This window comes from Kaistia soli DSM 19436 (genome assembly GCF_900129325.1).
Lineage (GTDB): Bacteria > Pseudomonadota > Alphaproteobacteria > Rhizobiales > Kaistiaceae > Kaistia > Kaistia soli.
In genome coordinates this window covers 554,789-578,141 of sequence record NZ_FQUP01000003.1, presented here as the reverse complement: position 1 = coordinate 578,141, position 23,353 = coordinate 554,789, and the positions used below count along the sequence as shown (strand labels likewise).

Annotated in this window: 24 protein-coding genes; 15 read left to right on the top strand and 9 right to left on the bottom strand. The window is 64.5% G+C overall.

The features are described from left to right. Positions 1-18 precede the first annotated feature (18 nt). The 3 genes from accB to aat all read left to right on the top strand — a co-directional run bounded on the left by accB (position 19) and on the right by aat (position 2,709). Positions 19-480 carry an acetyl-CoA carboxylase biotin carboxyl carrier protein gene (accB, locus tag BUB39_RS16105; protein WP_073055229.1) on the top strand — a complete coding sequence of 154 codons (462 nt, stop codon included), beginning with the start codon at positions 19-21 and terminating at the stop codon, positions 478-480. A 14-nt stretch (positions 481-494) separates the two neighbouring features. After that, complete coding sequence (accC, locus tag BUB39_RS16100; RefSeq protein ID WP_073055647.1) at positions 495-1,838, top strand: acetyl-CoA carboxylase biotin carboxylase subunit; 1,344 nt, start codon at positions 495-497, stop codon at positions 1,836-1,838. A gap of 193 nt (positions 1,839-2,031) precedes the next feature. Then, on the top strand, positions 2,032-2,709 hold the full coding sequence (gene aat, locus BUB39_RS16095) for a leucyl/phenylalanyl-tRNA--protein transferase (RefSeq protein WP_073055228.1): 678 nt from the start codon (positions 2,032-2,034) through the stop codon (positions 2,707-2,709). On the opposite strand, the gene BUB39_RS16090 is transcribed toward aat, so the two are convergent. Beyond that, positions 2,646-3,068 carry a DUF2155 domain-containing protein gene (locus BUB39_RS16090; protein ID WP_073055226.1) on the bottom strand — a complete coding sequence of 141 codons (423 nt, stop codon included), beginning with the start codon at positions 3,066-3,068 and terminating at the stop codon, positions 2,646-2,648. The two genes, aat and BUB39_RS16090, sit on opposite strands and share 64 nt — an antisense overlap. Positions 3,069-3,367: 299 nt before the next feature. On the opposite strand from BUB39_RS16090, the gene BUB39_RS16085 reads away from it, so the two are divergent. Together BUB39_RS16085 and thiD are read left to right on the top strand one after the other, a co-directional pair. Next, complete coding sequence (locus BUB39_RS16085) at positions 3,368-4,306, top strand: DMT family transporter (protein ID WP_073055224.1); 939 nt, start codon at positions 3,368-3,370, stop codon at positions 4,304-4,306. A gap of 16 nt (positions 4,307-4,322) precedes the next feature. Beyond that, positions 4,323-5,120 carry a bifunctional hydroxymethylpyrimidine kinase/phosphomethylpyrimidine kinase gene (thiD, locus tag BUB39_RS16080; protein WP_073055222.1) on the top strand — a complete coding sequence of 266 codons (798 nt, stop codon included), beginning with the start codon at positions 4,323-4,325 and terminating at the stop codon, positions 5,118-5,120. An 84-nt stretch (positions 5,121-5,204) separates the two neighbouring features. Here the strand turns inward: thiD and BUB39_RS16075 are convergent, their stop codons facing one another. Continuing rightward, positions 5,205-6,053, bottom strand: a complete 849-nt coding sequence (locus tag BUB39_RS16075; RefSeq protein ID WP_073055220.1) for a fumarylacetoacetate hydrolase family protein — start codon at positions 6,051-6,053, stop codon at positions 5,205-5,207. A 195-nt stretch (positions 6,054-6,248) separates the two neighbouring features. Here BUB39_RS16075 and BUB39_RS16065 point away from each other — a divergent pair, with 195 nt between their 5' ends. From BUB39_RS16065 to BUB39_RS16055, 3 genes are all read left to right on the top strand, one after another. Further along, a complete protein-coding gene (locus tag BUB39_RS16065) occupies positions 6,249-6,842 on the top strand; it encodes a LysE family translocator (protein ID WP_073055215.1) in 594 nt (197 codons plus the stop codon). Between the two features lie 92 nt (positions 6,843-6,934). Continuing rightward, a complete protein-coding gene (locus tag BUB39_RS16060; protein WP_073055213.1) occupies positions 6,935-7,744 on the top strand; it encodes a UDP-2,3-diacylglucosamine diphosphatase in 810 nt (269 codons plus the stop codon). Then, positions 7,741-8,772 carry a glycosyltransferase family 4 protein gene (locus tag BUB39_RS16055; RefSeq protein ID WP_073055211.1) on the top strand — a complete coding sequence of 344 codons (1,032 nt, stop codon included), beginning with the start codon at positions 7,741-7,743 and terminating at the stop codon, positions 8,770-8,772. The genes BUB39_RS16060 and BUB39_RS16055 overlap by 4 nt, the downstream gene beginning before the upstream one ends. Before the next feature lie 8 nt (positions 8,773-8,780). Here BUB39_RS16055 and BUB39_RS16050 read toward each other — a convergent pair whose 3' ends face one another. Beyond that, complete coding sequence (locus tag BUB39_RS16050) at positions 8,781-9,629, bottom strand: AraC family transcriptional regulator (protein ID WP_342169249.1); 849 nt, start codon at positions 9,627-9,629, stop codon at positions 8,781-8,783. A 96-nt stretch (positions 9,630-9,725) separates the two neighbouring features. On the opposite strand from BUB39_RS16050, the gene BUB39_RS16045 reads away from it, so the two are divergent. Both BUB39_RS16045 and BUB39_RS16040 read left to right on the top strand, forming a co-directional pair. Next, positions 9,726-10,700: a threonine ammonia-lyase gene (locus BUB39_RS16045; protein WP_073055209.1), complete on the top strand. Its 975-nt coding sequence runs from the start codon at positions 9,726-9,728 to the stop codon at positions 10,698-10,700. 127 nt (positions 10,701-10,827) lie between these two features. Then, a complete protein-coding gene (locus tag BUB39_RS16040; RefSeq protein ID WP_073055207.1) occupies positions 10,828-12,027 on the top strand; it encodes an MFS transporter in 1,200 nt (399 codons plus the stop codon). On the opposite strand, the gene dgcA is transcribed toward BUB39_RS16040, so the two are convergent. Both dgcA and dgcN read right to left on the bottom strand, forming a co-directional pair. Next, positions 11,979-12,959, bottom strand: a complete 981-nt coding sequence (gene dgcA, locus BUB39_RS16035) for an N-acetyl-D-Glu racemase DgcA (RefSeq protein ID WP_073055644.1) — start codon at positions 12,957-12,959, stop codon at positions 11,979-11,981. The two genes, BUB39_RS16040 and dgcA, sit on opposite strands and share 49 nt — an antisense overlap. A 2-nt stretch (positions 12,960-12,961) precedes the next feature. Beyond that, positions 12,962-13,987 carry an N-acetyltransferase DgcN gene (gene dgcN, locus BUB39_RS16030; RefSeq protein WP_073055205.1) on the bottom strand — a complete coding sequence of 342 codons (1,026 nt, stop codon included), beginning with the start codon at positions 13,985-13,987 and terminating at the stop codon, positions 12,962-12,964. A gap of 143 nt (positions 13,988-14,130) precedes the next feature. Here dgcN and BUB39_RS16025 point away from each other — a divergent pair, with 143 nt between their 5' ends. Genes BUB39_RS16025 through BUB39_RS16010 form a run of 4 tightly spaced genes read left to right on the top strand, consistent with a single transcriptional unit; the run spans position 14,131 to position 18,103 of the window. Then, complete coding sequence (locus BUB39_RS16025; RefSeq protein WP_073055203.1) at positions 14,131-15,276, top strand: MlaE family lipid ABC transporter permease subunit; 1,146 nt, start codon at positions 14,131-14,133, stop codon at positions 15,274-15,276. Between the two features lie 2 nt (positions 15,277-15,278). Further along, entirely contained in the window at positions 15,279-16,067 is a 789-nt protein-coding gene (locus tag BUB39_RS16020) for an ABC transporter ATP-binding protein (protein WP_073055200.1), read from the top strand. Positions 16,068-16,076: 9 nt separating this feature from the next. Further along, positions 16,077-17,447: an MCE family protein gene (locus BUB39_RS16015; RefSeq protein ID WP_073055197.1), complete on the top strand. Its 1,371-nt coding sequence runs from the start codon at positions 16,077-16,079 to the stop codon at positions 17,445-17,447. A gap of 41 nt (positions 17,448-17,488) precedes the next feature. Then, positions 17,489-18,103 (top strand): ABC-type transport auxiliary lipoprotein family protein, encoded by a 615-nt coding sequence (locus BUB39_RS16010; RefSeq protein WP_073055195.1) that lies wholly within the window; start codon positions 17,489-17,491, stop codon positions 18,101-18,103. An 8-nt stretch (positions 18,104-18,111) separates the two neighbouring features. Here the strand turns inward: BUB39_RS16010 and BUB39_RS16005 are convergent, their stop codons facing one another. The 4 genes from BUB39_RS16005 to BUB39_RS15990 form a co-directional block, all read right to left on the bottom strand. Beyond that, entirely contained in the window at positions 18,112-19,149 is a 1,038-nt protein-coding gene (locus BUB39_RS16005; RefSeq protein ID WP_073055194.1) for a GGDEF domain-containing protein, read from the bottom strand. 191 nt (positions 19,150-19,340) lie between these two features. Next, entirely contained in the window at positions 19,341-20,825 is a 1,485-nt protein-coding gene (locus BUB39_RS16000) for a DEAD/DEAH box helicase (RefSeq protein WP_073055192.1), read from the bottom strand. 144 nt (positions 20,826-20,969) lie between these two features. After that, the gene (locus tag BUB39_RS15995) at positions 20,970-21,443 is read right to left on the bottom strand and encodes a hypothetical protein (RefSeq protein WP_139251499.1); all 474 of its coding nucleotides are present in this window, start codon (positions 21,441-21,443) and stop codon (positions 20,970-20,972) included. 80 nt (positions 21,444-21,523) lie between these two features. Further along, the gene (locus tag BUB39_RS15990) at positions 21,524-21,964 is read right to left on the bottom strand and encodes a YqaA family protein (RefSeq protein WP_073055187.1); all 441 of its coding nucleotides are present in this window, start codon (positions 21,962-21,964) and stop codon (positions 21,524-21,526) included. A gap of 86 nt (positions 21,965-22,050) precedes the next feature. Between BUB39_RS15990 and BUB39_RS15985 the strand changes: the two genes are divergently transcribed. Beyond that, complete coding sequence (locus tag BUB39_RS15985) at positions 22,051-23,325, top strand: DUF2254 domain-containing protein (protein WP_073055185.1); 1,275 nt, start codon at positions 22,051-22,053, stop codon at positions 23,323-23,325. Positions 23,326-23,353 lie beyond the last annotated feature (28 nt).

The following is a 23,353-nucleotide window of genomic DNA, read 5'->3' as shown; positions in this document are numbered from 1 at the left end:
CATGAAAGTGCGAAGCTCATGACGAACAAGACATCGACCATCGATCAGGAACTGATCCGCCAGCTGGCGACATTGCTGACGGAGACGGATCTCAGCGAGATCGAGGTCGAACATGGCGATCTGCGCATCCGCGTCGCGCGCAATCTGCAGGCGGCGCCCGTCGCCTATCAGATGGCTCCCCAGGCGCCGCAGGCGGCACCCGTCGCTGCTGTCGTCGTTCCTGCCGAGACGAGCCTCGTCGGCCATCCGGGCGTCGTGCCTTCGCCGATGGTCGGCACCGCCTATCGTTCGCCTGAGCCCGGCGCCAAGACCTTCGTCGAAATCGGCGATACGGTCCGCGAGGGGCAGACGCTGCTGATCGTCGAAGCGATGAAGACGATGAACCAGATTCCTGCGCCGCGGGCAGGTACCGTGAAGGCGATCATGGTCACGGACGGGCAGCCGGTCGAATACGGCGAACCGCTGTTGATCATCGAGTGAGCACCAATCAGCCGATGTTCAACAAGATCCTCATAGCGAATCGCGGCGAGATCGCCCTCCGGGTGCTTCGCGCCTGCAAGGAACTCGGTATCGAGACTGTGGCCGTTCATTCGACCGCCGATGCCGATGCGATGCATGTGCGTCTCGCCGACGAAAGCGTCTGCATCGGCCCGCCGCCGGCACGCGACAGCTATCTCAACGTCGCCTCGATCCTCGCTGCCTGCGAGATCACGGGCGCCGATGCTGTGCATCCGGGCTACGGCTTCCTGTCCGAGAATGCGCGGTTCGCCGAGATCCTCGAGGCACACAACCTCACCTTTATCGGGCCGAGCTCCAATCACATCCGCATCATGGGCGACAAGATCGAGGCGAAGCGTACGGCGCAGCGCCTTGGCATTCCGGTCGTTCCGGGTTCCGCCGGTGCGTTGAAGGACGAGGCCGACGCGCTGAAGATCGCCGCCGAAATCGGCTATCCCGTGCTGATCAAGGCTTCGGCCGGCGGCGGCGGTCGTGGCATGAAGGTCGCCCGCTCGGCGGCTGAACTGCCGATCGCCTATGCGACGGCCCGCTCGGAATCGAAGGCCGCCTTCGGCGACGACGCCGTCTATATGGAGAAGTATCTCGAGAAGCCCCGGCATATCGAGATTCAGGTTCTCGGCGACGGCAAGGGCTATGCCGTTCACCTCGGCGAACGCGACTGCTCGCTGCAGCGCCGCCACCAGAAGGTCTGGGAAGAGGCCGGCTCACCGGCTCTCAACGCCGAGGAACGCGACCGCATCGGCGCCGTCTGCGCCAAGGCGATCGGCGATCTCGGCTATTCCGGTGCTGGCACGATCGAATTCCTCTACGAAAACGGCGAATTCTACTTCATTGAGATGAACACCCGCCTGCAGGTGGAGCATCCGGTGACGGAGGCGGTGACGGGCATCGATCTCGTCAACGAGCAGATCCGCGTTGCCGCCGGAAGTGGTCTTTCGTTCCGCCAGGAAGAGGTCAAGTTCCAGGGCCACGCGATCGAGTGCCGTATCAATGCGGAGGATCCGCGCACGTTCACCCCGTCGCCGGGTCTCATCACCTATTTCCACCCGCCGGGCGGCCTTGGCGTCCGAGTCGATTCAGGCGTCTATCAGGGCTACAAGATCCCGCCTTACTACGACAGCCTGATCGGCAAGCTCATCGTGCATGGTCGCAATCGCGTCGAATGCATGATGCGGCTCCGCCGGGCGCTCGATGAGTTCGTGGTCGACGGGATCAAGACGACGATTCCGTTGTTCCGCGACCTTGTCGACGACCAGGACATCGCCGACGGCCGCTACGACATCCACTGGCTCGAGAAGAAGCTGGCGGTCGACCAGTAAAGAGGCGAGGGCGGGTCCCCCTGCCTCACTACCGCTTCCTGTGAGGTATGTGCGCCGCCCGGTGGTGACGGCGCGTCGCCCCTTCTGTCCCGGCGCTTCGCGTGGCATGCTGCGATTCGTCGCCGGGGCGGGCGCGTCAGGCATCAATGCGGCAGGAGAGCTCGTCTCCGGACCGTGCCCACGCGGACGAAGCATGGCCAGACAGTCGAATTCCACGCTCCAGATCACCCCGCAGGTGCTGCTGAAGGCTTATGCCTGCGGTATCTTTCCGATGTCGGATTCGGCGGACGATCCCGGTCTCTACTGGATCGAACCCGAGAGCCGCGGCATCTTTCCGCTTGAGCGGTTCCATGTGCCACGGCGCCTCGCGCGCACGATGCGCGCCGAACCGTATGAAATCCGCGTGGATACCGATTTCGAGGGCGTGATCGAGGGCTGTGCCGGCGGCCCGCGCTCGACCTATCGCGACAAGACCTGGATCAACAGCCGCATTCGGCGTCTCTATGGCGAATTGTTCGAGCTCGGCTTCTGCCACACCATCGAAGCTTGGCAGGATGGCAAGCTGGTGGGCGGGCTCTATGGCGTGCGGCTGCGCGGCGCCTTTTTCGGTGAAAGCATGTTCAGCCATGCGACCGACGCATCGAAGATCGCGCTGGTCTATCTTGTGGCGCGGCTGAAGGCCGGCGGTTTCAGCCTGCTCGACGCTCAGTTCACCACCGAGCATCTCCAGCGCTTCGGCGCGATCGAGATCGATCGCGACGTCTATCACGAAAAGCTTGAAGCAGCGCTGACGATCGACGGCAATTTCTACGGCTTGGCCGGTGGCGCGACGGTCGACGAAGTCTTGCAGTTGGCGAGCCAGACGTCATAGACGGCGTGGTCGACGGCATGAAGGCCCGGGCTGTCCGCGAACATCCAACCCGTGAAGATGCGGCGCACCTTGCGGGCGAGGGTGATCTCGTCGACCTCGACGAAGGCGTCCGTCTGGGGCGGTTCGGTCGGCGGGCGCGAATAGCAGACGCGCGGCGTCACCTGTAGCGCGCCGAACTGCACCGTCTCGTTCATATAGACGTCGAAGGTGATGATGCGGCCGGTGATCTTGTCGAGACCGGCAAATTCGGCAACCGGGTTGGTGATCCGCTCGGCCGAGGCCGGCAACGCGAGCGCGAGCAGAGTTCCTGCGGCAACGAGGCCGATCGCGCCGCAACGGCGCACGAAGCTGAATGTCATGGGAAGGCCGGAGAATCCACATCGCCGCGGTGATGACGATGGCTCTAACATGCGATTCCGGCGGGGAAAAGGCATAGGCTGGAACGTGCTGTCGGCGGTTGCGCCGCGCCACGATCCCGACCTATGCTGTTTCCTGTCCCGTTCGAACCTTTCTCCGCGGTTTCGAGAGCGTTCGGGACGCTTCCGCTTTCGTCGCGAAGGTGGCGTCAGTCTCGATTTGGGGCGGGCAATCGACATTTGAAGATGCGGCCGGTGGTCGCCCCATTTGGAAACGGGCCCGTCAGAGGCCCCGAAATGACATGGAAACCGCCCATCACAGGCATCCGCTGTTCGGGGTGCTGCTGAAAGTGATTTCGACCATCGCGTTCACGGCGATGGCCACGCAGATCAAGCTGTTGGCGGATCGCATTCCCGCGGGCGAGGTGGCGTTTTTCCGCTCCGCATTCGCGCTCATCCCGGTGCTGATCTGGGTCGGCTCGCGGGGACAGCTTCCGACCGTGTTCGTCACCCCGCGAATCTCGGGTCATCTGCTGCGGTCGATCGCGGGCGCATCCTCGATGTTCTGCGGCTTCACGGCGCTCGGCCTCCTGCCGCTTTCCGATGCGACTGCCATCGGTTATGCCGCGCCGCTGCTGACCGTGATCTTTGCCGTCGTCCTGCTCGGCGAGGTGATCCGCATCTATCGCTGGACGGCGGTCGTCGTCGGGCTGATCGGGGTCGTGGTGATTCTCTCGGGCTATGTCGAGCCGCAAGGCCCCGACCGAAGCGCGATCGGCGCGATGTTCGCGTTGGCGGGTGCGACCTTCGGGGCGCTTGCCGCGACACAGACTCGCCGACTGACCTGGTCGGAGTCTCCCGCGACGATCGTCGTCTATTTCTCGATCTTCACGGCGCTGTTCATGCTGGTGACGTCGCCCTTCGGCTGGGTCATGCCAGCAGCAGGTGAATGGGTCCTTCTCGTCGGCTGCGGCATTGCAGGCGGGATAGGGCAGGTCCTGTTGACGCAGAGCTATCGCTATGGCGAGGCCTCGCTGATCGCGCCCTTCGAATATGTATCCATGGTCTGGGCCATCCTCGTCGGCTATGTCCTGTTCGATACGCTGCCCGGCCTCACCATGCTGACCGGGTCGGCGATCGTGATTGGATCGGGAATGTTCGTTATCTATCGCGAGCAGCAGCTGGGGCGGCGCCGCGCCCGTGAAACCGCCGCGGCGACATCCTTCGATCCTGAAACCTGACAGAAGAGGAGAGCCCATGACGGCGATCGCAGTGACCATCGCGGGCTCGGATTCGGGCGGCGGCGCTGGCATCCAGGCGGACCTCAAGACGTTTTCCGCACTCGGCGTCTATGGCGCGTCGGTGATCACCGCGCTGACGGCGCAGAATACGCTCGGTGTCACCGCCATCCACGACGTGCCGCCGGAGTTCGTCACGGCCGAGATCGATGCCGTCTTTTCCGACCTGTCGGTCGATGCCGTAAAGATCGGCATGCTGTCGCAGCCCGCAGTCATCACGGCGGTCGCGTCGGGGCTTGACCGGTGGCAGCAGGCCAAGGTCGTTTTCGACCCGGTCATGGTTGCGACCAGCGGCGACATGCTGTTGCGCGAGGAGGCCGTCTCGGTGCTGATCCGCGAATTGCTCCCACGTGCTGCTCTGCTGACGCCCAATATGCGCGAGGCGGCGCGGCTCGTCGGCGGCGAGGTCGCCTCGAGCGAAGCCGAGATGGAGGCGCAGGCCGCGGAAATCCTGGCACTGGGCGCCAGGGCCGTCCTGCTGAAAGGGGGGCATGGAGAGGGTGATGAAAGCGCCGACCTCCTGCTGACCCCCACGGGGAGCCGCTGGTATCGCGCGCCGCGCATTGCGACCCGCAACACCCATGGCACGGGATGTACGCTTTCCTCAGCGATCGCTGCCGCTCTGGCGCGGGGCGAGGATCTCGAGACAGCCGTCGCGACCGGCAAGCGCTATGTGACCGAGGCCATCGCGGCGGCCGATCGCCTGACGATCGGCAAGGGCCATGGCCCCGTGCATCATTTCCATGCCTGGTGGTAGTCGAAGGCGCGCAAGCTTCAAGCCGCGCGCCTTCATAGGATCGGTTAAGCAGCCCACCGCGACGAGCGCGACGGGCGAGGTACGTCAGGCCTTGTAGGCGCGGAACGTCTGCTGCTGCTCGCCGAGGCCGGTGATGCCGAGACGCACGCTGTCGCCGTCCTTCAGGAACCGCGGCGGCTTCATGCCCATGCCGACGCCGGGCGGTGTGCCGGTCGTGATGACGTCGCCGGGGTCGAGCTGCAGGAACTGGCTGATATAGGCCACGAGATGGGCGACGCCGAAGATCATGGTCTTGGTGTTGCCGGTCTGGGCACGGGTGCCGTTCAGATCCAGGAACATGTCGAGGTTCTGCACGTCGGCAACTTCGTCAGGCGTCACCAGCCACGGCCCGAGCGGTCCGAAGGTGGGCGAGCCCTTGCCCTTCATCCACTGGCCGCCGCGCTCGGTCTGGAAGGCGCGCTCGGAGACGTCGTGGCAGACGGCAAAGCCCGCCACATAGGAGAGCGCATCGGCCTCATCGATATAGCTGGCCGTCTTGCCGATGACGATCGCGAGCTCGACTTCCCAGTCGGTCTTCTGCGAATTCTTCGGAATGGTCACCGTGTCGTTCGGACCGACGATGCAGTTCGGCGCCTTGTTGAACAGAATCGGCTCCGACGGAATCGCCGCGCCGGTCTCATGCGCATGGTCGACATAGTTGAGGCCGACGGCGATGAAGTTCCTGACGCCCTCGACGATCGGGCCGAGCCGGACGCCGGGATCGACGGCGGGAAGCGTTGAGGGGTCGACAGCGGCGATCTTGGCGATCGCACCATTCTTGAGCGTTTCCGGGGTGATGTCGGAGACGACGCCCGAGAGATCGCGGATCGTGCCGTCCTTGTCGAGCAGGCCCGGCTTCTCCGCGCCAGCGGCGCCGAAGCGTAGGATTTTCATCATTATTCTCCGTGTTGGCGGCGGCGATCATGGTCGACCGACCGTAGCGATGCAAGCGTCGCGAGGCGATCATTGAGCAATGCATTGTTGCCGCGGCGGAACAGGTGCCCGCGCCCTTTCGGCCGCGAGAAAGTCAGGATGATTGACCCGTCGGCGCCCCCGTGAGAACAACCGGGGAGCAGCGGGGAGAACATCATGCAGCAATGGCTCGCCTTGCTCGGCTTCGCGTTCGTGACCGCGTTTACGCCGGGGCCCAATAACGCAATGCTGATGATCTCGGGGGCCAATTTCGGCTTCGCCCGCAGCGTGCCACATATGCTCGGCGTCAGCATCGGTTTCCCCGTCATGGTGCTGGCGGTCGGGCTGGGGCTTGGCGGCGTGCTTGAGGCCTATCCTCTCGTCCATCGCATCCTTGCTTATGTCGCGTTCGCCTATCTCGTCTACCTCGCCTGGAAGCTCGCTTTCGCGGGCCGCGTCGATGGCGAGGGCATCCGGGTCGGCAAGCCGATGAGTTTCGTCGCCGCGGCCCTGTTCCAGTGGGTGAACCCAAAGGCCTGGATCATGGCGGTTAGCGCGCTCGCCCTCTATGTCCCGCCCAATGAGGCAGCGCTTACATCATCGTCCCGCGTTGCGCTGGCCTTCGCGCTCGCCGCGTTTCCGTCGACGGTCGTCTGGTGCCTGTTCGGCAAGGCGATTTCGCACTATCTCGACAGTGACCGCCGGATTGCCATTTTCAACGGGACAATGGCGGTACTTTTGGTCGTGAGCATGGTGCCGACCCTGCTATGACGACGGAGCGTGCGGCGGTGGCGTCACAAATCTGTTGTTCGCTTGGGCTAAGCGGTCTTTAATTTTCCATAAGCCGAGGACGAATCAGGATCATGTCGATCGCGGTTGCTCCCCGCCATCTTCGAACGTTGTTCCTCTCGGATATTCACCTTGGCACGCGTGGCAGCCAGGTCGATCTTCTGTTGGACTTCCTGAAATGGCATGACGCCGAGACGATCTTCCTTGTGGGGGACATCGTCGATGGTTGGCGCCTGAAGAAGAGCTGGTATTGGCCGCAGTCGCACAACGACGTGGTCCAGAAGCTCTTGCGGAAAGGTCGCAAGGGCGCCCGGCTCGTCTACCTGCCCGGCAATCACGACGAATTCCTGCGCGATTATCTTGGCACCCAGCTCGGCGGCGTCGAACTTGTCGACAGCATCGTGCATGAGACCGCCGACGGCAAACGGCTGTTGGTGATCCATGGCGACCAGTTCGACGTGGTCGTGCGCCACGCCAAGTGGCTCGCCTTCCTCGGTGACGGCGCCTACACGCTGGCGCTCGGCCTCAACACCGTCCTCAACAAGATCCGCCGCCGTCTCGGCTTCGACTACTGGTCGCTGTCGGCCTGGGCGAAGCTCAAGGTCAAGAACGCCGTCAATTTCATCGGAACCTTCGAGAACGCGCTCGTCACCGAGGCCAAGCGGGTTGGCGCCGATGGCGTCGTCTGCGGCCACATCCATCACGCGGCGCTGCACGATGATTTCGGCATCCGCTACATCAATACAGGCGACTGGGTCGAAAGCTGCACGGCGATCGCCGAGCATCATGACGGCCGGCTCGAAATCCTGCGATGGTCGGCCATCGCCAAGGACGAGGCGTTTGTCGTCGATCCCGACACGAAGGTCGATCAGGTCGCGGCATGAGCCGGATCCTCATCGCGAGCGACGCCTGGCACCCCCAGATCAACGGGGTGGTGCGGACGCTCGAACGCCTCGCGCGCCACCTTCCTGAACTCGGGGCCGAGGCGATCATGTTGACACCCGACGGCTTCAACACGGTGCCTTGCCCGACCTATCCAGAAATCCGCCTGACGGTGGCGCCGCCCGGCTCGATCGCGCGCAAGCTCGACGCGGTTGATCCGGACCACGTCCATATCGCAACCGAGGGGCCGCTCGGCTTTGCCGTGAGGCGCTGGTGCATCCAGCGGCGCCGGCTGTTCACGACCAGCTATCACACCCGCTTTCCGGAATATCTGGCGGCCCGCCTGCCGGTCCCGGTCGACTGGAGCTATGGCGTCTTGCGCCATTTCCACAATGCCGGCGCCGGTTGCATGGTCTCGACCCGCTCGATCGAGCAGGAGCTGCGGGGGCGCGGCTTCCGCAACTTGATGCGCTGGTCGCGCGGCGTCGATGCCGAGTTATTCCACCCCGGACGCAACCGCGCGGTGCTCGATCTGCCGCGGCCGATCTATCTCTATGTCGGTCGCGTCGCGGTCGAGAAGAATATCGGCGCCTTTCTCGACCTGAAGCTGCCGGGCAGTAAGGTTGTGGTTGGCGACGGACCGGCTCTCGACGGGCTGCGCCGCGCGCATCCCGAAGTCTCGTTTCTCGGCACGCGGGTGGGCACGGATCTCGCCGACATCTACGCTGCCTCGGACTGCTTTGTGTTTCCAAGCCGCACCGACACCTTCGGCGTCGTGATGCTGGAAGCGATGGCTTCGGGCCTTCCAGTCGCCGCCTTTCCCGTCGCAGGACCTCGCGATGTCGTCGGCAATTCCGGCGCCGGTATTCTCGACGACGATCTCCAGGCCGCGGCGCTGGCAGCACTCGCGATCTCGCGCGAGCGCTGCCGACAAGTGGCGCTGCAGAACTCATGGCAGTCCGCGACACGGCAGTTCCTCGACAACGTGACCGGTGTCCATCGCACCTTCGCCAGTCACGCCTTTGCCTGAGCGCACCGTCAGTCGCTGACGGGCACCCAGACCTCGCAACCGCCCAGACCGGTGCGCGGATCGAACTGCGGCGGGTAATATTCGACCATCATGACCGCGACCCCGGGTTTCATCCGTCGTTCGGATGCGAGCCATTCGCCCGCTGCCGCACAAGTCGCGCCGATATTCGAAACATGGCCCTGATGCTGGAAGACGGCGAATGTGAGCGGGGGAATGCGAACGCCGACCAAACTGTCCGGAAGATCGTTCAGCGAGCGCATTGGCACCGCCGCCAGGTAGTCGAACCCGTCGGTCGGATCGCCATCGGCCTTCAGGCAGACACCATAGGCATCGCCTTTGATCTGGCCGGGAATGTTGTCGATATGCGGGCCGAAGCGCTGCCAGAGCAGCGGAATGCCGGCGCGATCCTCATAGGTGAAGAATCGGCGCAATCCGGCGAGCAGCAGGCCGTCGACGGCGCGGATTTCGGGCGTCTCGATGGCGGTGATGGGTGTGTCGGGCATCAGGATAGGTTCCACAAGCTTGAGGGATGTCAGGTCGGCGCCAGCGCGAACATCGTCCGGCGTTCGGCCGAACTGGTCGCGAAACGCCCGCGAGAAGGCCTCGTGCGAGCCGTAGCCCGCGTCGAGCGCGACAGAGAGGATGTCGGGCGCCCCGTCCACCAGTTGTCGTGCGGCTTCGCTGAGGCGTCGTCCGCGCAGATGCGCGGTGACCGAACGGCCGATCGCTTGCGCGAAGCTGCGCGACAGATGGAAGCGCGAGATGCCAGCGATGGCCGCGAGTTCGTCCAGCGTCACTGGTTGTTCGAGATGGCTCTCGATGTACCAGAGCGTCTTGCGGACCGTGTCCATCGCCATTGCCAATTGCCTCCCTGTCCCGGACAACGTAGCCGCCGCGAGGAGCGCCGCTTGATCGGCCTTGCGGCGGCGGCGCGCGCTTGCTAGCGAGCTTTCATGGTCACCATCGACGACATCGAAGCCGCCGCCCGCCGTATTGCCGGCGAGGCCGTTCGAACGCCACTCCTCACCAGCGCCGCGCTCGACGCGCGCCTCGGCGGGCGTATCCTGATCAAGCCGGAAACGCTCCAGCGGACGGGCTCATTCAAGTTTCGCGGCGCTTATAATGCTGTTGCCGCACTGCATGCAGCGGAGCGATCCGCCGGCGTCGTTGCCGTCTCATCCGGCAATCACGCGCAGGGTGTCGCGGCTGCTGCGGCGCTTTTTGGGGTCTCCGCCACCATCATCATGCCGGACGATGCGCCGAAGGCGAAGCTCGAGGGTACACGGCGGCTCGGCGCCACCGTGGTCACCTATCACCGCGCCGGCGGCGCCGATCGCGAGGCAATCGCCGCGGAGATCACGGCGCGAACGGGCGCCCGGCTGATCCATCCGTATAACGAGCCTCTGGTTATCGCCGGCCAGGGCACGATCGGACTGGAGATTGCCGAGGATCTCGCGCTGCGGGAAATGAGTGCCGATGCCGTGCTGGTACCCTGCGGCGGCGGCGGCCTTTCATCCGGCGTCGCCCTAGCGATGCATCACCGCGTTCCCGAAGCGGCGGTTCATCTCGTCGAGCCGCAGGCGTTTGACGACTATGGACGTTCGCTGGCGTCTGGCCGTATCGAACGCAACGCCGCCGCCTCCGGCTCTGTCTGTGACGCGCTGCAAGCTGCGGCGCCCGGCGCCATCGGGTTCGGAATCAACAAGCGCCTCGCCGCCGGCGCGCTCGCCGTTTCCGACGCCGAGGCCCTGGCAGCCGTCGCCTTCGCCTTCCACATCCTGAAACTCGTCGTTGAGCCGGGCGGGGCGGTCGCGCTCGCCGCTCTCCTGTCGGGTCGTCTCAATGTCGCCGGTCGCACCGTGGTCATCGTGCTCTCGGGCGGCAATATCGACGCGGCCATGCTGGCGCGTGCGCTCGCGGCCGATTGAGAGGCTACAAGGTCGTCAGTCGGCCATGGCCTTGGCAGGCGGCGGTTGATACCCTCTGACACCTGATGCCGGATCTTGAGGCGCGGTCCCCCGCCGCGCCGTTCCCTTCTCCAAATCGATTGCCCTCATGAACGCCGCGCCATCGCTTTTCAGCGCTCGTCTTTCGTTTTTCTATGCCGCGTCCTTCCTGGTGAGCGGCATCACCGTGCCGTTCCTGCCCGTCTGGCTGATGGAGCGTGGCTTCGGGCCGCAGGAGATCGCCGCCTGCCTCGCCTTTCCGCTGGCCGCCCGTCTGATCGCGACGCCGGCGGGGAGCTGGCTGGCCGATCGCGCGCCGAACCGCCGCATGGCGATCGTCCTGTTCGCCCTGCTCGGATTGCTGTTCTTCGTGCCGGCCACGCTTGCCCAGGGCAATCTGCTGATCCTCGTCCTGACTGGTCTCGCGGTGACCGCCTGGTCACTGATCCAGCCGGCGGTCGATGCATTGTCGCTCACCGGCGTGCGCCGGTTCGGGCTCGACTATGGCCGGATGCGCGTCTGGGGCTCGATCAGCTTCGTCTGTGCCAGCCTCGGCGCGGGCGTAATCTTTGGCGCTTTTGGCGCCCCAATCCTGGCACCCCTGATCATCGCCGGCTTTGCCACCTGTCTTGCGGTGGCGTTTCTGCTGCCGGTGACGCCGAAGGCCGAGCGACTTGCCGACGATGCCAGCCGCCAGCCTCGCAAATCCGCTCGCACGATCCTGCTCAGCCCATCCTTTCTGGTCATCGCCTCCACGACCGGGCTGATCCAGGCCAGCCACGGCATCTTCTATTCCTTCGGCACGATCGAATGGCAGGCGCTCGGCTTTTCAGGCAGCGAAATCGGCGTGCTTTGGGCAACCGGGGTCGTCGCCGAGATCGTGATGTTCGCGATCTCCAGCCGGTTTTTGCGGCTGAGAGCGGAGACGCTGATCCTCGCGGGCGCGCTCGCCGCGGTCATACGATGGGCGTTGCTGCCGCTCATCACCAGCTTTGCCATGACCTTCTTGTTGCAGTCGCTGCACGCCTTCACGTTCGGCGCCACATTCGTCGGAATGCAGCTCGCGATTGCCCGTACGGTCCCGGAAGAGATGACAGCCTCGGCGCAGGGGCTCTGCATGATGTCCGCCGGCGGGCTGATGGCGCTGACGACACTGATGGCGGGTACGCTCTATGAGCGGCTCGGCGTGCATGCGTACTGGGTCATGAGCGCCTTCGCCGCGCTTGCCGTCATCATCATCGTTGTCGCGCGTCTGCGTGCTCAGCCCCAAAGGGCGGGCGTTGGTGGACTGACCAAGCTTCCGCGATAATCGAGCCCGGGTTCACGGTCGCGCGCGAGCAGGAGCGGCCCGTCGAGATCGACGAAGTCAGCCTGCTGCGCCAGAAGCACGGCTGGCGCCATGGCGAGCGACGTTCCGACCATGCAGCCAACCATGACGGCGAGGCCGTTGGCCCGGGCCGCCGCGAGCACCCCGAGCGCTTCGCTGAGGCCGCCGGTCTTGTCGAGCTTGATGTTCACGGCGTCATAGCGGTCTGCGAGCGCGACGCAGTCTTCCGCGCTGTGCAGGCTTTCATCGGCGCAGACAGGAACGAGGCGCTCGGTGTCACGCAGAAGGTCGTCAGCGCCGACGGGCAGGGGCTGTTCGATCAGTTCCACCCTGGCATTCGCGCAGGCCCGCATGAGGGAGACGAACTCCTCGGGCGCCCACGCCTCGTTGGCATCGACGATGAGCCGGGCCGTAGGGGCTCCACGCCTGACGGCGGCGATCCGCGCATCGTCGCCTGCACCGCCGAGCTTCACCTTGAGCAGGGGCCGGTCGGCTGCGGCGCGCGCTGCCGCCTCCATGCTGTCGGGCGTCCCGAGGCTCAACGTATAGGCGGTTGTGAGGGGCTTCGGCGCGGCCATCCCGAGCCGTTCCGTGACGCTGATTCCGCTTTTCTTGGCCTCGAGATCCCACAGCGCGCAATCAAGCGCGTTACGCGCGGCGCCGGGAGGAAGCGCGGCCTGCATGCCGACGCGGTCAATTCCGCCGGCGATGGCGAAGCTTTGTGTGCGGATGGTTTCGACGACGCCCTCGACCGTCTCGCCGTAGCGGGCATAGGGAACGCATTCCCCACGCCCGACATCATCGCCATCTTCGATCGTCGCGACGACCACGGTCGCCTCGGTGCGCGCGCCGCGGGAAATGACGAACGAACCGGCGATCGGCCAGCGTTCGATGGCGACCGACAGCTTGCGCAGGGTCATGATGGCTTGTCGCTTCCGCCATAGAGGCGGACGATCTCCGCGACGATCGGCTCGACGCCGGTCCGGATCGGATCGACGGCCGGAAGCCCCAGCCTCGCGCCGGTCTCGCGCAGCAGGCTCGCGGCTTCGCTGTCCGAAAGGGCCGCGGTATTGATCGCGACGCCGACGCAGCGGATCGCCGGGTTGGTCAGCCGGCCGCACGTGATCGTCAGCGCGATCACCTCTTCGATCGAGGGCAGGGGATGAGCGACGCCGCGCATGTGGCTGCGTGTCGGTTCATGGCAGACGACGAACGCATCGGGCTGCGCGCCATGCAGCAGGCCGAGCGATACACCGGCGAAAGAGGGGTGGAACAGCGAACCCTGACCCTCAACGAGATCCCAGTGATCGGGTGCCGCCGCCGGGGCGATCCATTCGACAGCTCCCGAGATGAAATCGGCGACGACGGCGTCGATCGCGACGCCACGGCCGGAAATGAAGACGCCACTCTGGCCTGTTGCGCGGAAATCCGCGTCGAGGCCGGCCCTGCGCATGCCACTCTCAAGCGCCAACGCCGTGTATTTCTTGCCGACGGAGCAATCGGTTCCGACGGTGAGCAGCCGCATGCCGGTCCGCTTGGCTCCCTTGCCGGTGGCGAAGCGCTCGCTCGAATGGCGAACATCGTGCAGCGCATGGCCGCTCCGCTCCGCCGCTTCACGGATGGCCGGACTGTCGGCGAGGCGGGAATGCAGGCCGCTGGCGACGTCGAGGCCTGCGTCGAGCGCGGCGACGATCGTCGCGACCCAATGCGCGGGTAGAACGCCGCCGGCATTGACCGCCCCGACGATCATGGTTGCGACGCCTGCGGCCTTCGCCTCGGCGATCGTCATGTCCGGCACGCCCGCATCGGCCTTGCAGCCGGGAAGCCGCAATTGCCCGACGCACCATTCCGGCCGCCAGTCGACGATGCCGAGGGCGGTTTTGGCCGCAAGGGCATCGGGAACGTCACCCAAAAACAACAGATAGGGTGTCACGATCTGCATCGAACGGCTTCCTTTCAGTGGGAGCTTGCCGGGCTTCCCATCATCGTGTCACTAGGATGCTTCGGACGGGAGCTTATGGGCGACCTGAAGGCGTCACAAGGGCTGCCCTCGGGCACCGTGTCCGAAGAGGGCTCATCAACGGTATGGTTGTGGCGGCAGAAGCAGCGGCGCATCTTGAAGCGAACGATTCGGATGGCGGGCTTCGGCTCGTTCCGCATGGTCCGTGGACGCTAAGCAACGCCGACCATCTGGAGGGCGAGGTCGACAAGGCCGTTGCCGCCGCCTCCGGCAAGGCAACTCGGATTGATCTTTCCGACGTCGACCATATCGACACGGCCGGTGGCTGGTTGATCACCCGGCTCGAACGGGAGATCAAGGCGAAAGGCGGATCAGTCGACGTCGAAGGCGGCTCCGATAATGTGATGCGCCTGCTCTCCGCGCTCGAATCCGTCGAGCGCGAGCTACCGCCACGCCGGAAGCAGATCGGCGTCGGGATGGAGCTTCTCGAGGGCATCGGCCGCGCGATGTATGGCGCGGTTTCCGACCTCGAAGCCGGCCTCAACATCCTTGGCGGCGTCACCGTCGGTCTTCTCAATGCGGTTCGCCATCCTTCGCGCTTCCGCATTACCTCGGTCGTCTATCACATCGATCGCGCCGGCCTCCGCGCGGTGCCGATCATCGCGCTGATGTCGCTGCTGATCGGTGCCATCATCGCGCAACAGAGCGCTTTCCAGTTGCGCAGCTTCGGTGCCGAGGTCTATGCGGTCGATCTCGTCGGCGTGCTGGTCCTGCGCGAACTCGGCGTGCTGCTGACCGCCATCATGATCGCCGGTCGCTCGGGCAGCGCATTCACGGCCGAGATCGGCTCGATGAAGATGCGCGAGGAGATCGACGCGCTCGACGTCATCGGCCTCGACGTCAACGAGGTGCTGGTCCTGCCGCGCATCCTGGCGCTGATCATCGCGCTGCCGCTGCTGACCATTATTTCGGATTTCGCGGCGCTCGTCGGCGGCGGCCTCGTCAGCTGGATTTATGTCGGCCTGCCGCCCTCTGCCTTCATCTTGCGGCTGCGCGATGCGGTGGCGGTCAATACGCTTATGGTTGGCCTCATCAAGGCGCCGTTCATGGCCCTGATCATCGGCATTATCGCGGCGACCGAGGGCTTCCGCGTCGAGGGAAGCGCCGAATCGCTCGGCGCCCGCACCACGTCGTCGGTCGTGAAGGCGATCTTCATGGTGATCGTCGTCGACGGCATGTTCGCCATCTATTTCAGCGCCGTGAGCTACTGACCATGGCAGTCCGCAAGAACGCCGTCCCGGTCAAGAGCGAGATCGTCATCAAGGGGCGCGGCATCACGGTTGGCTTCGGCGAACGCAAGATCCTCGAAAATCTCGATATCGACGTCTATCGCGGCGAAATCCTCGGCATCGTCGGCGCCTCCGGCACGGGCAAGTCCGTTCTGCTGAGGACCATTCTCGGCCTGCAGGCCAAGGTGGCCGGCTCGGTCGAGATCCTCGGCCAGCCTTACGACGATGCTGAGCCGGCCATCCGGGCCCAGATTGACCAGCGACTGGGCGTCCTTTTCCAGCAAGGCGCGTTGTTCTCCTCGCTGACGGTCTTGCAGAATGTCGAGTTCCCGATGCGCGAGCATCTGGGGCTGTCGCCGCGTTTGATGGAAGAGCTGGCACGACTGAAGATCGAGCTGGTCGGCCTTGCGCCCGAGGCCGCGGACCGCATGCCATCGGAGCTGTCCGGCGGCATGATCAAGCGCGCCAGTCTTGCCCGCGCGCTCGCGTTGGATCCCGATATCGTTTTCCTGGACGAGCCCACCTCAGGTCTCGACCCGATCGGCGCCGCCGAATTCGACGAGTTGATCGCGACGCTGCGGGCGACTCTCGGCCTGACGGTCTTTATGGTCACGCACGACCTCGACAGTTTGCACACCGTCTGTGATCGAATCGCGGTACTTGGCGACCGTCACGTTCTGGTAGAAGGAACGATGGCGGACATGCTCGAATTCGATAATCCCTGGGTTCAGAAATATTTTCGCGGCACGCGTGCGCGCCGCCTGGAGGCATAGGCGACAGGCATGGAAACCCGCGCCAATTACGCGACGATCGGCATTTTCACCCTCGCGGTGCTCGTCGCCTGTTTCGCCTTCGTCTACTGGCTCGCGCGTTACGACGAGAACGGCGCTCGAAAGCCGATGCGCGTGCTCATTCCGGGCTCCGTGACGGGCCTCGCCACCGGCAGCCAGGTGCTCTTCAACGGCATCCGGATCGGCGACGTCACCAGCCTTCGGATTAACCCGCAGGATCCCAATCAGGTTGAGGCGATGGTCTCTGTCGATCCGAACCAGCCGATCAAGTCCGACACCAAGGCCTCGGTCGGCGTCCAGGGCCTGACCGGCATCGCATCGATCGAGTTCCGCGGCGGCTCGGCCAACCTGCCGAGCATTTTCGATGAGCAGGAGATCCCGACGCTGATCGCGCAGGGCTCGGGCCTCAGCGAGATTCTCGAAAGCGCCCAGGAACTGCTGAAGAAGGCGAACGTCACGGTCGACCGGGTCAATTCCGTGCTCGAGACGGCGGAGCCTTCGGTCAAGGTGACTTTGTCGAACGTCCAGAAGTTCACCAGCGCGCTGGCCGACAACTCCGAGGGCGTCAACGATTTCCTCGCCAATGTCTCGGATCTCTCCAAGAAGATCGGCGATCTCTCCGGCAATCTCCAGGGCCTCGTTGGCAAGGCCGACAACATCCTTGCGGCCGTCGACCCCAGCAAGGTCGCCAATGCGATCAACCAGATCGATACCGTCGTGACGAAGCTCTCGACGGCGGCGGATTCGTTCCCCCAGATCGTCGACAACATAAAGAAGGTCTCGGAACAGCTTTCCGGAACGCTCGATTCAGCGCGCCAGATCGTCGAGGCGGTGCAGGTTGAGGCGGTGAAGAGCACGATCCAGGACATCGCTACGGTGGCGCGGCGCGTTCAGACTGCTACGGTCGACATCAACAAGATCGTGTCGGATGCCGGCGCGGCTGTCAGCGATGCGCGCGATTTCGTTGGTTTCGTCAAGAAGCAGCAGCCTCAGGTCGACCAGATCGTTGCCAATACGGATCAGCTGATGGGCCGTCTCAACCAGGCCTCCGCGCGCCTCGACACGATCCTCGGAGGTGCCGAAGATCTTGTGAAGGATCCAAACGGCAAGAACTTCTTCCGCGAAGCCGCCGCCGCGGCAACCTCGATCCGCAAGGTTGCCGACGCCTTCTCGGGCCGCGCCGACGATATATCGAAGAACCTCGCCGACTTCACGGGGCAGGGCCTTCGCAATGTCGATCAACTCGTGCTTCAGTTGCAGCGCGCCACGAACCAGTTCAATCGCACGCTGAATTCCGTGCAGAACAACCCGCAGGGCTTCGTCTTCGGCAATCCGACGGTCAAGGATTATAACCGGAAATGAGCTCCCTGATCCCGACTCCCGGCAGAGCGAGGCAGACGTCGATGGCTGAGATGAAGCGATCCCTGCCATATGGCGCCGTCATGGCGGTTTTCATGGCCATGCTGCTCGCCGGCTGCGTCAGCAAGCTGGTGACGACGCCGCCACCCAATACCTATGACCTCACCGGACCGACCGACCTGCCGAAGGTTGGCAGCACAGGCAGCGCGCAGATCCTGGTGCCGGCACCATCGGCGCTGCAGATCCTTGCCAGCCAGCGCATCGTCGTCTCGCGCGGCTCACTCATGGCCTATTATCCGAACGCTCAATATCCGGACACGCTGCCAAACGTCCTCCAGGCCCGCGTCATCGAAACTTTCGAGCGTTCGAAGCAGGCTCACGCCGTCGGACGCCCTGGCGAAGGCCTGTCCATCGATTATCAGCTGCTGACCGATATCCGCAGTTTCAACGTCGTGGTCGGCCCGGCGGGAATGACCGCCGAGGTCGAAATCTCCGCGCGGATTCTGAACGACCGGAACGGCCGCATCGTCGATTCCAAGGTCTTCAAGGCGAGCGCACCGGTTGCAGCCGATACGGCACCTGAGGCGATCGCGGGCCTCAATGCGGCGCTCGACGTCGTGCTGGTGGATCTCGCCCGCTGGGTGCTGGTGAAGCTCTAGCCCGCCTCTCAGGCGGAGTTTCGCCGTAGCGGGTCGACCTCGACGACAACGAGGTTGCGGCCACCGCTCTTCGCGCCATAGAGGCAGCTGTCGGCGCGTTCAATCATTGTCTGTGTGGTGTCGCCGGGACGGAAGCTGGCAATGCCGATCGAGATCGTGACGCGGCTGAGCCGCTCGCCGGTCGACCTCTGCCGGATCTCGCGGTTCATTACCGCTTCCCGGATGGCCTCGCCGATAATTGTCGCCTGGGCGATCGGTGTCCGCGGCAGAATGATCGCGAACTCCTCGCCGCCATAGCGGCACGCCGTGTCCTGGCCGCGGATATTCTGCTTTGCGGCCAGCGCAACAAGCCGCAGGACGTGGTCGCCCGTCTGGTGTCCATACCGGTCATTGAACGACTTGAAGTTGTCGATGTCCGTGAACAAGAGAGACAGCGGCGTCGCGGTCGTGGTCGCTTCTCCGATTGCGGCCGCCAATGCGTCGTCGAAATGTTTGCGGCTGGCGAGCGTCGTCAGCTGGTCGCGCATCGACTCGTGTCGGACATGGTCGAGGCTGGTCTGCAGCATATCGAGCTCCGAGCGGGCTTCTGCCAGTTCGGCTTCGATACGCCGCTTGCGCTGGTCGATGATGCGGGAGGCGGTCACGAGGCGGTTGACGAGATCTTCCGTCGAGTGCCGCGTGTCCTGGTCCTTGATCGCGTCACGAGCCACGGCGAGCCGAAGCGCCGCATCCGAAGCTCCGTCGAGTGCTGCGGTCGCGATGGCGGCGAGGATCGGATCAGGTTCGCCAGGCTGACATCTGGCAGCCTCGGACTCTGTCCTGCCGTCGAGAAAGGCGCGCTGGAGGGTCGACACCTCCTCAAGCGAGAGACGCCCGCGCTCGCGGATGATGCCGTCGATGGCTTCGTTGAGCAGCGGTTCGCGCTCAGCCACATAGGCATACCAAAGCGCATAGTAGCGCGGCTCGGCCGGAAGGTCATAAGCCTTCAGCAGCGCAAGCGCGCGTTGCGCGAGCAGCGCCGTATCCTCGAAGCTGCGTGCGACCATGGCCCCCCATCCAATCGCATCGAACGAATATCAATCTTCGTCGGCTGCAATCTGGACGCGAATTTCTAACGAGGAGCTAATACAATCGGTCGCGCCGCTGCGCTGCATCCGCGGTCGATAATCGTGCCTAACGGCCGCTTAACACCGACGGGCCGTCGGCGGCAGCCGTCAGCATGGTCTTTGTCCCGATCCTAGGAGGACGGGAGGCGAACCGGGCGTAGCAGGAATTGCGGCACGTGATCGCCAAGGCCGATAACCCGCTCGCCACCGTCGTCGCGGTCGCGACGCTGGGGCCGCTCCGGGCGTGCCGTCTGCTGCCGGCGAGTTGCCTCGCGGCGGCCCTCGGCGCTCGGACGGACGGGCTCTTCGGCGATGCGCGGTGCGGTCGTGGCGGGCTTCGCCTCGACAACGCTTTCGCGCGGCTCGCTGGACTTGGCCGTATCTGCTGCACGCGGTGCGCGAGGCGCGCGTTCAGCGCGGGGCGCACGTTCGGGGCGTTCAGCACGCTCCGGACGCTCGGACCGCTCGCGGCTTGGCGCGGCTCCGACGGGATCGCCGAGCCATTTCACGCCGTCGCCGGTCAGCTTGTCGATCGCCGAAAGGTATTTCTGGTCAGCGGGAGCGACCAACGTCATCGCTGTACCCGACCGGCCGGCGCGGCCAGTGCGGCCGATCCGGTGGACGTAGTCGTCGGCATGCGTCGGGATGTCGAAGTTGAAGACATGGCTGACATCGGGGATATCGAGCCCGCGCGCCGCCACGTCGCTCGCGACGAGCAGCGTGATCTTGTTATGCTTGAAGCCGTCCAGCGTAGCCATGCGGGCGCGCTGGTCCATGTCGCCGTGCAATGCGCCGACGGAGAAGCCATGCTTCTCCAGAGAGCGGGCGAGAACAGCGACTTCGCGCTTGCGATTGCAGAAGATGATCGCGTTCTTGAGATCGACTGCGTTGCGGATGAGTTCGCGCAGCGTTTCGCGCTTCTCGGCCGACTCGCGCCCGACAGCCACGAAGACCTGCGTTACCGTCTTAGCCGTCGTCGCAGGCTTCGCGACTTCGATCCGGGCCGGGTTGGACAGGAACGTATCGGCAAGGTGTTCGATCTCTGGCGGCATCGTCGCAGAGAAGAACAGCGTCTGGCGGCCAAACGGCAGCAGCTTGCTGATGCGCTCGATATCCGGAATGAAGCCCATGTCGAGCATGCGGTCGGCTTCGTCGATCACGAGGATCTCGACGCCGGTCATCAGAAGCTTGCCGCGCTCGCAGTGATCGAGCAGGCGGCCGGGCGTCGCGATGAGAACGTCGACGCCACGATCGAGCTTCTTTTCCTGCTCGTTGAACGAGACACCGCCGATGAGCAGGGCGACGTTCAACTTGTGGTTCTGGCCGTATTTGTTGAAGTTCTCCTCGACCTGCGCAGCGAGTTCGCGCGTCGGTTCGAGGATCAGCGTGCGCGGCATGCGGGCGCGAGCCCGACCCTGCTCGAGCAGGGTGATCATGGGCAGCACGAAGCCAGCCGTCTTGCCGGTTCCCGTCTGGGCGATGCCCAGAACGTCACGGCGATTGAGGACATGCGGGATGGCTTCGGCCTGAATCGGCGTCGGCGTGGTGTAGCCGCTCGATTCAACGGCGGCCAGCACTTTGGGACTAAGCCCGAGCGTAGAGAAGGATGTGGTCAAGAAGAAAAAGGCCCGAAGGCTGCGTGGGACAGCGAGAGAACGCCATCACCATCGATGAGTGACGCTGGCAAATACCCGCATCGGTGACGATTTGTCAAATCTTTTGAAGGAATTCGGCGCTTTCGGCGGCGATTCGCGTCGAACTTAGTTACTGGCGGGCCCAAACCGGTATGTCCCGTCGTCATCGACAAACAGTTCGTAGCTCTGGTCGGTGTCCTGCGAGGGGTCAACGACTTCGACGAAAACGCTCAGCCCGTCTGGATCCGATTCGGCGACGAAGTCGGAGATATCGAGCTTGAGTTCGGCAAGCTCGGCAATTTCGATCGAGCGCTCGACCCGGAGTGAGCCGTCGACGCCCGTCGCGATCCACTGCACGAAGAGCCGCGCCGTCGGCTTCGGCGCTGCCGTGCGAGCGACGAGAATCCGGTAGACACCCTTGCGGCCGTCCTTTTCCCAATTGCCGGCGATGCGCAGGTCTTGCACCGACGCATCGAGCGCCTGGACCGTATTGGAGACGCTGTCGGCCCGGGCTGTGTTCACCATGGGGGCGAGCAGTCCGGCGAAAAGCGCCAGGGTGGCCGCCGCCCTCATTGCAGGACCAAGCAAGTTTTTCCGCATGATGTCGTTCCGGATCGAGACGGATTGGCAGCGTTGCGAAAATCTATCGCGTCATCGCGCGCCTCTGGCAAGCCGCGCCATCAGCCAGCGAGACCCAGCGTTGCGAGCGTAAGAACGACATAGCGGCCGACCTTGCCGATAGCGACGAGCAGGACAAAGCTCCACAGCGGCTCTCGCAAGGCGCCTGCGACGACGGTGAGCGGATCGCCGACGATCGGCAGCCACGAGAATAGAAGGCTCCAGCGCCCGGCGCGTCGATACCAACGCTGCGCCCGGCCCAGCGCCGCGCCGCTCACCGGAAACCAGCGCCGCTGCCGGAAATGCTCCAGGAAACGGCCGAGCAGCCAGTTGACGATGGCGCCGAGCACATTGCCGAGACTGGCCGTTGCGACCAGCAACCACGGCGCGACGTCGCCCTTGATCAGCAACGCGACCAGCACCGCCTCGGATTGCGTTGGCAACAGCGTCGCCGCCAGGAAGGAGGCTGCAAACAGCCCTGTGAGTTCCATCACCCCTGTCATTCCGTGGCAGATGTCGGCGGCGAAGACCGCATTACATAGGTTGGATGGAATCGGCGTCGCTTGGTGCGCCACGATAGGGGGAAAGCATGTCGCGCTGGCAATGGCTCTGGAGGCAGTTCACGCGGCGCCTCTGGTTTCGAGCCAGCCTCATCGGCGCGCTTGGTGTCGTCGCCGCGGTATTAGCGGCCGTGATCGAGCGTTACATCCCCTGGCAGTTGCCCGGCAAGATCGGCGCCGACGCCGTTGAAGGCATCCTCGACATCATCGCGTCGAGCATGCTGGCGGTGACGACCTTCTCATTGAGCGTCATGACATCCGCCTATGGCTCGGCGACCAGCAATGTCACCCCGCGCGCCACGAAGCTGCTGATGGAAGATCGGGTCACCCAGAACGTGCTCTCGACCTTTATCGGCTCATTCCTGTTCGGTATCGTCGGCATCGTGGTTCTGAAGATCGGCGCATATGGCGATCGTGGTCGCGTCATCCTGTTCCTGGTCACGATTGGCGTGATCATCCTCATCGTGGTGACGCTGCTGCGCTGGATCGATCATCTGACCCGGCTTGGCCGTGTCGGCGAGACAACCAACCGTGTCGAGGCGGCGGCGCTGGCAGCTCTCGAGTCGCGGATCGAGGAGCCTTATCTTGGAGGACTGCGCCTCGAAGAGGCGATGCGGGCGCGCGCCGCCAAAGGCTGGGCGGTCACCGCCGATAGCATCGGCTATGTGCAGCATATCGACATGGGAGCGCTGGCGGGCCTCGCCGACGAGATCGGGTCCGATATCGTCCTGGCGGCGATTCCCGGTGCTTTTATCTTTCCAAATTCGCCGCTCGCATTTCTGGAGCAGCCACCCGAGGACGAGGCGGCGAACGACATCACAGAGACGATCAGGCGCGCCTATTCGATCGCCGCGGAACGGAATTTCGATCAGGATCCGCGCTTCGGGCTCGCGGTCATGAGCGAGATCGGCTCGCGCGCACTCTCGGCCGCATTCAACGATTCGGGAACGGCGATCGATGTCATCGGCCGCATGACACGCCTGCTGAGCATCTGGGCCGAACGGCCCGAGCCGGCGCCCGACGCGATGCGCCACAAGCGCCTGCATGTGCCAGCGCTCGAATCCGACGATCTGCTCGAAGACGCCTTCATGCTGATGGCCCGCGATGGAGCGGCGCTCGTCGAGGTGCAACTGCGCATCCAGAAGGCTCTCTACGCGCTGGGCGCCCTGGGCGACGCCGCATTCCGCGCCGCAGCGCGTCGGCAGGCGGAAATGGCCTTCTCACGCGCCGAGGCCGCTCTGACCCTCGATGCCGATAGACAGCGGTTGCGTGACATGCAGACGGCCTGGCAGGCCGACGCATGAACCGCCGCGGCGAACTCGCTGCCGCGTC